Raw genomic sequence first — 12232 nt, 5'->3', positions numbered from 1 at the left:
ACTGTAGGAGCGGGCTCGCCCGCGATGAGGCCTTCAAATCCTTTAAAGAACTGAAGCCTGCCGGAGCCACCCATGTCGCGAGCCCTGTCCCTGACCATCGAAGCCGGTCTGCAAGCCGAACAGGACCTGCTCGCCTCGGTCTGCGCCGGCGATGCCGAGTTCGGTCTGCTGTTCTGGCAACCCAGCGACCGGGCCCTGGTCATGCCGCGACGCCTGAATCGCCTGCCCGATTTCGATCATGCCTGTGAAGTCAGTGCCGCGGCCGGCTGGCCCGTGCTGCTGCGCGAAACCGGTGGTGAGCCGGTTCCGCAATCGGCGTCCACCGTCAATATCGCCCTGGTCTACGCGCCACCGCGCAGCGAAGGGGACCTCAATCGTATCGAGTCCGGTTACCGGCGCCTGTGCGATCCGATCTGCGAATTACTGGATGAACTGGGCGGCACATCGTCACTCGGGGAAATCGACGGGGCGTTCTGCGATGGTCGCTTCAACGTCAACCTCGATGGACGCAAGATGGTCGGTACCGCCCAGCGCTGGCGCCAGAGTCAGGGCGGGCAGCGGCCGGTAGGGCTGGTCCATGGGGCCATGCTGCTGGACAACGAGCGTGAGTCGATGGTGGCAGCGGTCAATCGCTTCAACCAGGCGTGCGGTCTGGAGCAACGGGTCCGCGCCGACAGTCATATCGCCCTGCATGAAAAGTTCGCGGCACCAGACGCGCTGGCACGTCTCGATGAACTCTATCGGCAAATGCTGGCGCGGATGTTCGGCGCCTGAGCCTATCGCGTACCGAACACCACCATGGTCTTGCCTTTGACGTTCACCAGGTTGCGTTCTTCCAGGTCCTTGAGCACGCGACCGACCATTTCCCGCGAGCACCCGACAATCCGCCCGATTTCCTGACGCGTCACCTTGATCTGCATGCCATCGGGGTGGGTCATGGCGTCTGGCTGCTTGCACAGTTCCAGCAGGCAGCGGGCTACCCGCCCGGTGACGTCGAAGAAGGCCAGGTCACCGACCTTGCGGGTGGTGTTACGCAAACGTTGTGCGATTTGTCCGCTCAGGGCGTAAAGAATGTCTGGATCCTGATGGGATAACTCGCGGAATTTCGTGTAGCTGATTTCTGCGACTTCACATTCGACCTTGGCACGGACCCAGGCGCTGCGCTCCTGTTCCTGGCCCGCCTGCTCGAACAGGCCCAGCTCGCCAAAGAAGTCCCCGGCGTTCAGGTAGGCGATGATCATCTCTCGACCATCATCATCTTCGATCAGGATGGTGACCGAGCCCTTGATGATGAAGGACAGCGTCTCCGAGCGGTCGCCCGCACAAATGATGTTGCTCTTGGCCGCATAGCGCCGACGCTGACAATGCATCAGCAGCTTGTCGAGGTTCTTGATCTTGGGTGTTGGGGCAATAGCAACCATGGTTGAATCCCGAAAAGACTGCACGGTGTGTTTTGGTTTTTTTATGAGTCGCTGAGGTTGCTGCGAGCTGGCGATGCGCCAGCTATTTGGCGTCAGCTTACCAGACACTTCCTGCAATTTTCGAGCATTTACCTACAAAGCCGCAGGTTTCGTCCTAGGAAGGCGGGCGCTGTCAATCCAGAGCCCTGTGCTAAGCTGGCGACCCTTTTTTTTACAGTGGAGTCTTGGCGATGAAGGCACGCATTCAATGGGCTGGCGAAGCCATGTTCCTCGGCGAATCCGGCAGCGGTCATGTCGTGGTCATGGACGGTCCGCCGGATGCCGGTGGTCGTAACCTGGGTGTGCGGCCGATGGAAATGCTCCTGCTGGGTGTCGGCGGCTGCAGCAATTTCGACGTGGTCAGCATCCTCAAGAAATCCCGCCAGGCGGTTGAAAGCTGCGAAGCCTTCCTCGACGCCGAGCGTGCCACCGAGGACCCGAAGGTCTTCACCAAGATCCATATGCACTTTGTGGTCAAGGGCCGCGGGCTGAAGGAAGCCCAGGTCAAGCGCGCCATCGAGCTGTCCGCCGAAAAATATTGCTCGGCGTCGATCATGCTGGGTGCTGCCGGTGTTGCGATTACCCACGACTACGAGATCGTCGAGCTCGGCTGAGACGACATTCAACTATCATAAATGCAGTGCAGACTCTGGTGATCCATGGCTGACGTCTGCATAATGCGCCACTTTTTTCAGGGTGGTGGCCCGTCAGCCGACAGGCCGCTCACCCGATCAGACAACCAAAATCGCCATCGCGAAGAGGTGTTAACCGTCCTACGCAGGTGCGTCGTTCGCATCTGACGGGCATGCTTGATCACGCGGCCGGGCCGCAATACATAGAGAGTTTTTAACGGTGAAAAGCAAACTCAAGCTCCACGGGTTCAACAACCTGACAAAGACCTTGAGCTTCAACATCTATGACATCTGCTACGCGGAAACCCCGCAAGACCAGCAGGCCTACGTCGAGTACATCAACCAAGAGTACAACGCGAAGCGCCTGACGCAGATCCTCACGGAAGTTGTCGATATCATTGGTGCCAACATCCTGAACATCGCCAGTCAGGACTACGAACCACAGGGCGCCAGCGTCACGATCCTGATCTCCGAAGAGCCGGTCACCCCGACCGAGAGTCAGATCGAAGAGTCCCCGGGTCCATTGCCGGAAATCATCCTGGCCCACCTCGACAAGAGCCACATTACGGTGCACACCTATCCGGAAATCCATCCGGACGACGGTATTGCCACGTTCCGTGTGGACATCGACGTGTCGACCTGCGGGGTCATTTCACCGCTCAAGGCGCTCAACTTCCTCATTCACCAGTTCGACTCGGACATCGTGACCGTGGACTATCGCGTGCGCGGCTTCACCCGTGACGTCGAAGGCAAGAAGCACTTCATCGACCACGAGATCAACTCGATCCAGAACTACCTGTCCGAAGACACCCGCGACGCGTACCAGATGACCGACGTGAACGTGTACCAGGAAAACCTGTTCCACACCAAAATGCTGCTGAAGAACTTCGAACTGGACAACTACCTGTTCGGCGACGCGACCAGCAACCTGTCCTCCGAGCAGCGCGCCCAGGTGACCGAACGTGTGAAACACGAAATGCTCGAAATCTTCTACGCACGCAACATGCCGAGCTAAGAACTTCGAGCACAAAAAAGGCGACTCCCTCACGGCAGTCGCCTTTTTATTTCTTCGAGTGCTCACCCTGTAGGAGCGAGCTTGCTCGCGATGGTCGTTAACGATGACGATGGCTGTCTGATGCCCCGCGGTGTCCTGGAAACCATCGCGAGCGTGCTCGCTCCTACAGGGGAGCCCCAATCTGCTTTTGATTTTCTGTGGGGGGCGAGCTTGTCTTCGGGCGACACTACGACGAAAGCACCTCAAATCCGATAAGTACTCTTGGTCATCACCTTGGCCAACAAACTCATCCCGAACTTCACCGGCGCCGGAAAACGGAAACCGCCCGCTTCCAGAGCACTCTCGGCATGATGCTCTTCATCAATGCGCATCTGTTCGAGAATCGCCCGGGACTTCTCATCTTCCGCCGGCAGTTGCTCAAGGTGCTCGTTCAAGTGCTTGCACACCTGATGCTCAGTGGCGGCAACAAAGCCCAGGCTGACTTTGTCGCTGATCAGGCCGGCGACGGCGCCAATGCCGAACGACATGCCATAAAACAGCGGGTTGAGAATGCTGGTATGGCTGCCCAGCTGGTGAATGCGCTGTTCGCACCACACCAGATGGTCGATTTCCTCTTCGGCGGCATGTTCCATGGCGGCACGCACCTGCGGCAGCTTGGCCGTCAGGGCCTGACCCTGATAAAGCGCCTGGGCGCAGACTTCGCCGGTATGGTTGATGCGCATCAGGCCGGCCACATGCCGGGTGTCCTCGTCGCTCATTTGCACTTCCGGCTGCACGATGGCCGGCGACGGGCGGTACGGTTGGCCGCTGAAGGGCAGCAGGGTACGCATCGCGGCATCGGCTTGCAGCAGAAGACGGTCAATGGGCGAGTAGTGACGTTGGGTAGTCATGCTGACCTCCGGGAAGAATCTCGGCGGCCAGTTTAACCCAATCGGCCGGGGAAGGTTTGCGTTGGGTCATTGCACAGCGGTTTCGTCTGTCTCTGTAGGAGCCAGCTTGCTGGCGATGGTGGTTCAGACGACGCGGGGTTGTCTGATTTCCCATCGCCAGCAAGCTGGCTCCTACAGAGACGCGAAGGGCGATCAGCCCGGCGGCCAGTTCATCTGGCGTTGGCCGAGCACGTGCATATGAATGTGGTAGACGGTTTGTCCACCCTTTTCATTGCAGTTCATGACCACCCGGAAGCCTTCTTCGCAGCCCAGCTCCAGCGCCAGGCGCTGGGCGGTGAACAGAATATGCCCGGCCAGTGCCTTGTCGTCCTCGGTGAGGTCGTTGAGGGTGCGCACCGGTTTTTTCGGAATCACCAGAAAATGCACCGGCGCCTGTGGGGCGATGTCGTGGAAGGCCAGTACCTGGTCGTCCTCGTAGATGATCTTCGCCGGGATTTCCCGGTTGATGATCTTGGTGAACAGAGTATCCACAGCTGTTTCTCCGTTGTTTGAGCTGGCCTGAGTGTACCCATGGGGTATGTCCGAGCCCAGTCTTTTACCTTGGGACCTTTTACCTTGGAGCCATCAGCGCGGGCAATAGGCCTTGTTGACCATGCCGGTGATCGTGCGATTCAGCCAGCGTGTACCCAGCCGCGACAGGCGAGCGATCCAGCGATTGCGCCGTCCCGGAATGATGATGGCGCGATTCTTTTCCAGTGCGCGCACGGTGTAGAGCGCGACCTCTTCCGGGCTCATCAGCATGTTGCTGTCGGCCAGTTTGTCGGTGTCCAGTTGCGCCGTGCGGTAGAACGCCGTGCGGGTCGGACCGGGACAGAGCACCGAAACCTTGACCGCGCATTTCTTCAGCTCGACCCGCAAGCCTTCGGAAAAGTGCAATACGTAGGCCTTGCTGGCGTAGTAAGTGCTCATCCAGGGGCCGGGATTGAAGGCCGCGACCGAGGCGACGTTGAGAATCTGTCCGCCACCGTGCAGGGCCATGCTGTTGCCGATGGCATGGCAAAGGCGCGTAAGGGCGAGGATGTTCACTTCGATCAGGTCTTGCTCGGTCATCCAGTCCTGCGCCAGGAACGGCCCGCAGGTACCCATGCCGGCGCAATTGACCAACAGGTCGATTTGCCGGTCGCTTTCTTCCAGTTCCAGCAGAAAGCCGGACAGGCGCAAGGGCTCGCCCAGATCGCAGGCGCGAAACAGCACCTCCACGCCAAACCGCTGGGTCAGTTCAATCGCAATGCTTTCCAGCTGATCACGTTGTCGGGCCACCAGGATCAGGCTGCGGCCGCGGCGGGCCAGCGCTTCGGCCATCGCCAGGCCGATGCCGCTGGAAGCGCCGGTGATCAGAGCGTAACGGGTCATGCAGTTCTCCATCGCAACAGCTGCGCGCCGCGACGCAGGTGTCACGAACGGGGAGCGTTGTTCATTCTTTCGCAGAGTCTACAGGGGCTTGAGCTTCTTCGGCTTCATCGTCTGCGGAATCAGGTATTTGCTCGACTTCCTCGGTCGGCTCGACTTCCACTTCGTCGGTGATCACCGAGCTGCTGTCATAGCTGGTTTCGGCAGCACTTTCGTATTCCTGCTGCAACGCGGTGAACCCGCCGGCCAGCGCACCCAGAAACACGACGACAATGAACACGACCCACAATGACGACAGCACTTTTACCGCCGTGCTGTTGGGCGGCGGAGGAGGGCCGTAGCGGTTGGCGACGTTGGTGCCCGGCACGCACATGATCACGAACGGGAAGAAACTGCCGATGAAGGGCACGAGATTCAACAACCAGAGCCAACCGGACCAGCCAATGTCATGCAGGCGCTGGACGGCTATCTGAATGCTGACGACCCCGATGGCCAGGCACAGGAAGAATGCCAGCAGCCCCCCGATGATCAGGCCGGCGGATGAGTCAGTGCTGATCAGGCCGATGGCGACGACGGCCGCGACCGACCCGACGCCGAGCACTACGAGGGTCAGGACCATGGTCCAGGCCAGGTAGCGCAAGCGGCCAATTCGGCCGGTGACGCCAAAAGGCTTGAGTGTCGCGAACTGCGGGAGGTTTTCGCCGACGGTGGCCCGGGGTGGTGCATAAGGCGATTCAGGGTCGGCGTACACCGGCTCCCGGTTGACGGGGGCATGTTGTACGTCGGCCAGGCTGAGTTCGATCGCCGGTTCCGCCTCGATGCGCGCATCGACCCCGGCTTTCGTCAGCGCTTGCAGGTAGGTTTGCGCTTCTGCCTGTGACAGGCCTTGCTTGAGTGTCACTGTCTGACCGGTGAACAGCCGTTCCACAGCCGCCACGTCGCTTTTGTACAGCGCCGCCAGGTTGAGTTTTGCCGTGGTGATCTCGACACCAGGCCGTAGCGTGCCGTCGAAAACGATCTTGAAACGGGTGTCACTCATTGCGAGGCATCCTTGTCGCGGGGTTTGAAGGGGGTAAGTGGGGAGTGTAAGGCCAGCCGGGGATGGCTGGCCAAGTTTTCCGGTCAGCGCGGCCAGCGATTCGGCAGTTGCGCGGCCAGTTCCAGTGCCTTGCGGTACTCGGCGTCCAGCCGTGCGACCAGTTGCTCCACGCTGGGCAAGTCAGTGATGTCGCCGACGCCCTGGCCTGCGGACCAGACGGTTTTCCAGGCTTTGGCTTCATCGTTCAACGGCTTGAGCTTGGCGCCGAAGTTGACGTCACCCTTGTTCTGCAGCGCTGCCATGTCGAAACCAGCCGCCTCCAGGCTCTGGCGCATGAAGCTGGCCGGTACGCCCGACACCGCCGGCGTGTGAATGATGTCTGCTGCACGGGAGGTCAGCAGCATCTCTTTATAGGCATCGGGGGCATGACTTTCGGTGGTGCCGATGAAGCGTGTACCGAAGTAGGCCAGGTCCGCGCCCAGCAATTGGGCCGCGAGAATCTCGTGGCCGTGGTTCAGGCAGCCCGCGAGCAATAACGTCTTGTCGAAGAACTGACGGATTTCGGCTATCAGCGAAAACGGGCTCCAGGTCCCGGCGTGTCCGCCAGCACCTGCCGCCACGGCGATCAAGCCATCGACGCCGGCTTCGGCGGCTTTCTCCGCATGCCGGCGTGTCGTCACGTCATGGAACACCAGGCCACCATAGCTGTGCACCGCATCGACCAGCTCCTTGACCGCGCCAAGGCTGGTGATCACGATCGGCACCTTGTGCTCGATGCAAATCGCCAGGTCTGCTTGCAGGCGCGGGTTGCTGTTATGGACGATCAGGTTCACCGCATAAGGCGCGGGGTTGTCCAGTGTCGCCAGGCCTGCTTCGATTTCTTCCAGCCAGGCCTTGAAGCCGCTGCTCTCGCGTTGGTTCAGCGCCGGAAAGCTGCCCACCACGCCATTACGACAGCAGGCGAGCACCAGTTGTGGGTTGGAGATCAGAAACATCGGCGCCGCCACGACGGGCAGGCGCAAACGTTGTTCGAGCAAAGCGGGCAGCGACATTGGAAGTACCCCGGTAAGTGGTGCCGATTGAAGTTAGAACGGTCGAACGACGACCAGAATTACGATAGCCAGCAATAACAGAACCGGCACTTCATTGAACCAGCGATAAAAGACATGGCTGCGGGTGTTCTCGCCACGGGCGAAACGTTTCAACTGCGCGCCGCACATGTGGTGATAGCCGATGAGGAACACCACCAGGGTCAGCTTGGCGTGAATCCAGCCGCCCTGGCTGAAGATGCTCGGGTTCAGACTGATCAACGCAATGCCGAACGCCAGGGTGGCGATCATCGCCGGGCCCATGATGCCGCGGTACAGCTTGCGCTCCATCAGGCTGAAGCGTTCCTGGCTGACGGTGTCTTCACTTTGCGCGTGATAAACGAACAGACGAGGAAGATAGAACAGGCCGGCAAACCAGCAGACCATGCTGACGATATGAAGCGCTTTGAGCCACAGATAAAGCATTTTTAGTTATTCCCAGGTTCACGGTAGCCCGAATAGTAGAGGCTTGAGCGGCCGCACGTCACCTTGACGGTTGTCGCAGGGGCGCGCGGCCCCTATTATCGACGGCTTTCCAGTGGGTTCGTTGAGGGCAGGTTTATGGTCAAGGTCGGTATCGTCGGCGGCACGGGTTACACCGGTGTCGAACTGCTGCGTCTGTTGGCACAGCATCCGCAAGCTGAAGTGGTAGTCATCACTTCCCGATCCGAGGCCGGTCTGGCCGTGGCCGATATGTACCCGAACCTGCGCGGTCATTACGACGGCCTGGCGTTCAGCGTTCCTGACGTGAAAACCCTGGGTGCCTGCGACGTGGTGTTTTTCGCCACGCCCCATGGTGTTGCCCATGCGCTGGCTGGCGAGTTGCTGGCGGCCGGGACCAAGGTCATCGACCTTTCGGCGGACTTCCGTCTGCAGGACGCTGACGAATGGGCCAAGTGGTACAACCAGCCGCATGGCGCGCCGCAACTGCTGGAAGAGGCCGTCTACGGCTTGCCGGAAGTCAATCGCGAGCAGATCAAGCAGGCGCGCCTGATCGCCGTGCCGGGTTGCTACCCGACCGCGACCCAGTTGGGTTTCCTGCCGTTGCTCGAGGCGGGCCTGGCTGATACCACGCGCTTGATCGCCGACTGCAAGTCCGGTGTCAGTGGTGCCGGTCGTGGCGCTTCTGTGGGTTCGTTGTACTCCGAGACGTCGGAAAGCCTGAAAGCCTACGCGGTGAAAGGTCACCGTCACCTGCCGGAAATCCGCCAGGGTCTGCGTCGCGCAGCAGGCAAGGACGTCGGCCTGACCTTCGTTCCGCACCTGACCCCGATGATCCGCGGCATTCACTCCACACTGTACGCGACGGTGGTGGATCGCTCGGTGGATCTGCAGGCGTTGTTCGAGAAGCGTTATGCCAACGAGCCGTTCGTGGACGTGATGCCGGCCGGCAGCCATCCGGAAACCCGCAGCGTGCGCGGCGCCAACGTCTGCCGTATCGCCGTGCATCGTCCGCAGGACGGTGACCTGGTGGTGGTGTTGTCGGTGATCGACAACCTGGTCAAAGGTGCATCGGGCCAGGCAGTGCAGAACCTCAACATCCTGTTCGGCCTGGATGAGCGCCTGGGCCTGTCCCACGCCGGCATGTTGCCGTAACACTTTACCGCGTACAGCAAAAAGGCCCGTCGAACGGGCCTTTTTTCATGGGCGACCGGTAATCGGGTTTATTGATATACCGTAACAATAGTTGACCGATTTTCTCGGAGAAGCGGATAATGCGCGTCATCACGCATTATGGCGGCGTAACGCCGGGAGATAGTTAGCATGAGCGTCGAATCCTTCACCCCCACGGCTTTGCAATTCACCCACGGTGCCGCGCACAAGGTGAAGAGCCTGGTCGATGAAGAGGGGAATGATCGCTTGAAGCTGCGCGTATTCGTTACGGGCGGCGGTTGTTCGGGTTTTCAGTACGGCTTCACCTTCGATGAAGAAGTGGCCGATGATGACACCATCGTCGAGCGCGAAGGCGTGAGCCTGGTCGTCGATCCGATGAGCTTCCAGTACCTGGCAGGTGCAGAGGTGGATTACCAGGAAGGTCTGGAAGGTTCGCGTTTCGTGATCAAGAACCCGAATGCCACGACCACTTGCGGTTGCGGTTCTTCGTTCTCGATCTGATCGCGCTTCACAGCATTATCCAGCGCCGCAGGGCTTAACGGTCCTGCGGCGTTTTGCTGTCTGGGGTTCAGGCCGGGTAGATGGCGCCCAGCACCCGCAGGCCGCGGGCGCCGGTGACACTCGGGCGGTTGGCGGCGATGCCTTCCAGGCAGCAATGGGCCAGCCAGGCGAAGGCCATGGCCTCGACCCAGTCAGGATCAACGCCGTGCGTGGCGGTGCTGGCGACCGTCGCGCTCGGCAGCAGGCTGGCCAGGCGCTTCATCAGCGTGGCGTTGTGTGCGCCGCCGCCGCACACCAACAGTTCGCGGGTATCGGCTTGGGCGCTTTGCAGTGATTCAACGATGGTCAGGGCGGTCAGCTCCAGCAGCGTTGCCTGCACATCTTCGGCAGCGAATGCCGGCAAACGGGAAAGATGCTGGGTCAGCCACGGCAGGTTGAACACCTCACGACCGGTGCTTTTCGGGCCCTTGGTGACGAAGAATGCGTCACTGAGCAGCTCTTTCAACAGCACAGGTTGTACCGTGCCGCTGGCGGCCCACTGGCCGTCGCGGTCAAAGTTGTCGCCCCGTTGCTGGTGAATCCAGGCATCGAGCAGCACATTGCCGGGGCCACAATCGAAGCCGGCGACGGGCTTGCCGGGTTCGATCAGGCTGAGGTTGCTGAAGCCGCCGACGTTCAGTACGGCGCGGTTTCCCACCTGTTCTTCAAACAGCGCTTCGTGAAACGCAGGAACCAGGGGCGCGCCTTGGCCGCCAGCGGCGACGTCCCGGCTGCGGAAGTCGCTGACCACGGTGATACCGGTCAACTCCGTCAGCAGGGCAGGGTTGCCGATTTGCACGGTAAAACCCCGTGCCGGTTCGTGGCGAATGGTCTGGCCGTGGCTGCCAATCGCGCGAATGTCCTGGGCTTTGAGATTCTGTTGATCAAGCAGGGTGCGAATGCCCTGGGCGGCGAGTTTCACCCAGTTTTGCTGGGCTATGGCTGAGCGGGCGATTTCGTCAGGGCCGCTGGCGCACAGGCTTAACAGCTCGGTGCGCAGGGAATCAGGCATGGGGATGTAATGCGTGGCGATCAGTTCGATCGCCGGTGTCAGCTCGACCAGCGCAATGTCCAGGCCATCGAGGCTGGTCCCGGACATCACGCCTATATAGAGCGGCATGGCTTAGCGCTTCGAAGCCAGCATGGTGGCTTTCTCCTGATCCATGCGTGCCATCAGCGGTTGGCTTTGCGCAAGGAAGCGCGAGCGCTCGGCCTTGGAGATCGGATCGGCCATGGCCAGCTTCTGGCTCAGCGGGTCTACGTGAACGCCGTTGACCTGGAACTCGTAGTGCAAGTGCGGGCCGGTGGAGAGACCGGTGGTACCGATGTAGCCGATGACCTGGCCCTGCTTGACGGAGCTGCCGGTTTGCACGCCCTTGGCGAAACCTTGCATGTGGCCGTACAGGGTGCGGTAGGTGTTGCCGTGCTGGATGATCACGGTGTTGCCGTAACCGCCGCGGCGGCCAGCCAGCAATACTTTGCCATCACCTGCTGCCTTGATGGGCGTGCCGCGTGGGGCTGCGTAGTCGACACCCTTGTGGGCGCGGATCTTGTTGAGGATCGGATGCTTGCGGCCCATGGAGAATTTCGAGCTGATGCGGGCAAAGTCCACCGGCGTACGGATGAACGCCTTGCGCATGCTGTTGCCTTCAGCGGTGTAGTAGCTGCTGTTGCCTTGCTTGTTGGTGTAGCGAACGGCGGTGTAGGTCTTGCCGCGGTTGGTGAAGCGTGCGGAGAGGATCGGCCCGTTGCCGATGGATTTGCCGTTGACGACTTTCTGCTCGTAGATCACGTCGAACTCGTCGCCCTGGCGAATATCCTGGGCGAAGTCGATGTCGTAGCCGAACACGTTGGCCATGTCCATGGTCAGGCTGTGGGAGAGCCCGGCCCGTGCGGCGGATTGCGACAGCGAGCTGTTGATCACGCCATGGGCATAGGCCGAGCGCACGGTAGGCTTGGTGGTGATGCGATTGAAGGCGTAACCCTTGTCGTTGCGGGTCAGGGTGATGCTTTCAAGGTCGCTGAGTTTGGTGTGCAGGTTGACCAGCTGGCCTTCCGGATTGAGTTCGAACTCGAGTTTCTGGCCGCGTTGCAGTTGGCTGAATTGCTTCGCCTGTTTGTCGCTGGCCAGCACTTCGTGCACCGCGGTGGCAGGCAGGCCGACTTTTTCGAACAGAGTCGAAAGCGTGTCGCCCTTGGCGACGATCACTTCACGGTGGTTCGGGCTCTTGATTTCCTCGACCGCAGGCTCGGCCTGGGCGGTTTCCTGAGGCTCTTCGGTGCTGTTTTCGATCTGCGCGAAAGGAGAAGTTACCGGCTCATTTGTGGCTTGGGCGGCGTCAGATGCGTCTTGATCTTGTGTCAGTTGTTCAGCAGGGCTTTCCAGTTCAAGGCTCAGGGTTGTCTTTTTGGCTTCTACATCACTGGAAGGGAATACCAGAAGCGCCAGGCTCAGAAGGGCGGCGATACCACTTGCGGCTAGCAGGTGGGTCTTCGGGTAAAGCGGCGGCGCTTTAGACGATTCGTTGGTCATAGGTAATTTTG

At 60.3% G+C, this 12232-nt stretch carries 14 protein-coding genes; 5 read left to right on the top strand and 9 right to left on the bottom strand.

From position 1 onward, the window contains the following. Positions 1-72: 72 nt before the first annotated feature. On the top strand, positions 73-774 hold the full coding sequence (locus ABVN20_RS11065) for a biotin/lipoate A/B protein ligase family protein (protein ID WP_368555627.1): 702 nt from the start codon (positions 73-75) through the stop codon (positions 772-774). Between the two features lie 2 nt (positions 775-776). On the opposite strand, the gene crp is transcribed toward ABVN20_RS11065, so the two are convergent. Further along, the gene (gene crp, locus ABVN20_RS11060) at positions 777-1421 is read right to left on the bottom strand and encodes a cAMP-activated global transcriptional regulator CRP (protein WP_368555626.1); all 645 of its coding nucleotides are present in this window, start codon (positions 1419-1421) and stop codon (positions 777-779) included. Positions 1422-1651: 230 nt separating this feature from the next. Between crp and ABVN20_RS11055 the strand changes: the two genes are divergently transcribed. After that, positions 1652-2074, top strand: coding sequence for an OsmC family protein (locus ABVN20_RS11055; RefSeq protein WP_016772921.1), 423 nt, complete (start codon positions 1652-1654; stop codon positions 2072-2074). Between the two features lie 238 nt (positions 2075-2312). Continuing rightward, on the top strand, positions 2313-3107 hold the full coding sequence (speD, locus tag ABVN20_RS11050; protein ID WP_368555625.1) for an adenosylmethionine decarboxylase: 795 nt from the start codon (positions 2313-2315) through the stop codon (positions 3105-3107). Positions 3108-3349: 242 nt separating this feature from the next. On the opposite strand, the gene coq7 is transcribed toward speD, so the two are convergent. From coq7 to hemJ, 6 genes are all read right to left on the bottom strand, one after another. Continuing rightward, positions 3350-3997, bottom strand: a complete 648-nt coding sequence (gene coq7, locus ABVN20_RS11045) for a 2-polyprenyl-3-methyl-6-methoxy-1,4-benzoquinone monooxygenase (protein ID WP_368555624.1) — start codon at positions 3995-3997, stop codon at positions 3350-3352. 192 nt (positions 3998-4189) lie between these two features. Continuing rightward, entirely contained in the window at positions 4190-4528 is a 339-nt protein-coding gene (locus ABVN20_RS11040; protein WP_003228789.1) for a histidine triad nucleotide-binding protein, read from the bottom strand. Between the two features lie 93 nt (positions 4529-4621). Next, positions 4622-5410, bottom strand: coding sequence for an SDR family NAD(P)-dependent oxidoreductase (locus ABVN20_RS11035; RefSeq protein ID WP_368555623.1), 789 nt, complete (start codon positions 5408-5410; stop codon positions 4622-4624). 61 nt (positions 5411-5471) lie between these two features. Then, positions 5472-6446, bottom strand: coding sequence for a DUF805 domain-containing protein (locus ABVN20_RS11030; RefSeq protein WP_368555622.1), 975 nt, complete (start codon positions 6444-6446; stop codon positions 5472-5474). Positions 6447-6529: 83 nt separating this feature from the next. Beyond that, the gene (locus ABVN20_RS11025; protein ID WP_368555621.1) at positions 6530-7498 is read right to left on the bottom strand and encodes an NAD(P)H-dependent flavin oxidoreductase; all 969 of its coding nucleotides are present in this window, start codon (positions 7496-7498) and stop codon (positions 6530-6532) included. A 33-nt stretch (positions 7499-7531) separates the two neighbouring features. Then, the gene (gene hemJ, locus ABVN20_RS11020; RefSeq protein ID WP_368555620.1) at positions 7532-7960 is read right to left on the bottom strand and encodes a protoporphyrinogen oxidase HemJ; all 429 of its coding nucleotides are present in this window, start codon (positions 7958-7960) and stop codon (positions 7532-7534) included. 135 nt (positions 7961-8095) lie between these two features. Between hemJ and argC the strand changes: the two genes are divergently transcribed. Then, positions 8096-9130 carry an N-acetyl-gamma-glutamyl-phosphate reductase gene (argC, locus tag ABVN20_RS11015; protein ID WP_368555619.1) on the top strand — a complete coding sequence of 345 codons (1035 nt, stop codon included), beginning with the start codon at positions 8096-8098 and terminating at the stop codon, positions 9128-9130. Positions 9131-9298: 168 nt separating this feature from the next. Beyond that, the gene (erpA, locus tag ABVN20_RS11010; protein ID WP_007906865.1) at positions 9299-9649 is read left to right on the top strand and encodes an iron-sulfur cluster insertion protein ErpA; all 351 of its coding nucleotides are present in this window, start codon (positions 9299-9301) and stop codon (positions 9647-9649) included. A gap of 67 nt (positions 9650-9716) precedes the next feature. Here the strand turns inward: erpA and ABVN20_RS11005 are convergent, their stop codons facing one another. Next, positions 9717-10808: an anhydro-N-acetylmuramic acid kinase gene (locus ABVN20_RS11005; protein ID WP_368555618.1), complete on the bottom strand. Its 1092-nt coding sequence runs from the start codon at positions 10806-10808 to the stop codon at positions 9717-9719. A 3-nt stretch (positions 10809-10811) separates the two neighbouring features. Then, complete coding sequence (locus ABVN20_RS11000; protein WP_368555617.1) at positions 10812-12221, bottom strand: peptidoglycan DD-metalloendopeptidase family protein; 1410 nt, start codon at positions 12219-12221, stop codon at positions 10812-10814. Between the last annotated feature and the right edge of the window lie 11 nt (positions 12222-12232).

The organism is Pseudomonas sp. MYb118, from assembly GCF_040947875.1.
Taxonomy (GTDB): domain Bacteria; phylum Pseudomonadota; class Gammaproteobacteria; order Pseudomonadales; family Pseudomonadaceae; genus Aquipseudomonas.
This window is presented reverse-complemented; position numbering and strand designations above follow the sequence as displayed.

Bases quoted from the DNA above. Each gene is read 5' to 3' on its own strand.
- erpA (WP_007906865.1), top strand. From the start codon at position 9,299: ATGAGCGTCGAATCCTTCACCCCCACGGCTTTGCAATTCACCCACGGT.
- ABVN20_RS11065 (WP_368555627.1), top strand. From the start codon at position 73: ATGTCGCGAGCCCTGTCCCTGACCATCGAAGCCGGTCTGCAAGCCGAA.
- ABVN20_RS11055 (WP_016772921.1), top strand. From the start codon at position 1,652: ATGAAGGCACGCATTCAATGGGCTGGCGAAGCCATGTTCCTCGGCGAA.
- ABVN20_RS11035 (WP_368555623.1), bottom strand. From the start codon at position 5,410: ATGACCCGTTACGCTCTGATCACCGGCGCTTCCAGCGGCATCGGCCTG.
- ABVN20_RS11000 (WP_368555617.1), bottom strand. From the start codon at position 12,221: ATGACCAACGAATCGTCTAAAGCGCCGCCGCTTTACCCGAAGACCCAC.
- hemJ (WP_368555620.1), bottom strand. From the start codon at position 7,960: ATGCTTTATCTGTGGCTCAAAGCGCTTCATATCGTCAGCATGGTCTGC.
- ABVN20_RS11025 (WP_368555621.1), bottom strand. From the start codon at position 7,498: ATGTCGCTGCCCGCTTTGCTCGAACAACGTTTGCGCCTGCCCGTCGTG.
- ABVN20_RS11030 (WP_368555622.1), bottom strand. From the start codon at position 6,446: ATGAGTGACACCCGTTTCAAGATCGTTTTCGACGGCACGCTACGGCCT.
- argC (WP_368555619.1), top strand. From the start codon at position 8,096: ATGGTCAAGGTCGGTATCGTCGGCGGCACGGGTTACACCGGTGTCGAA.
- ABVN20_RS11005 (WP_368555618.1), bottom strand. From the start codon at position 10,808: ATGCCGCTCTATATAGGCGTGATGTCCGGGACCAGCCTCGATGGCCTG.
- coq7 (WP_368555624.1), bottom strand. From the start codon at position 3,997: ATGACTACCCAACGTCACTACTCGCCCATTGACCGTCTTCTGCTGCAA.
- crp (WP_368555626.1), bottom strand. From the start codon at position 1,421: ATGGTTGCTATTGCCCCAACACCCAAGATCAAGAACCTCGACAAGCTG.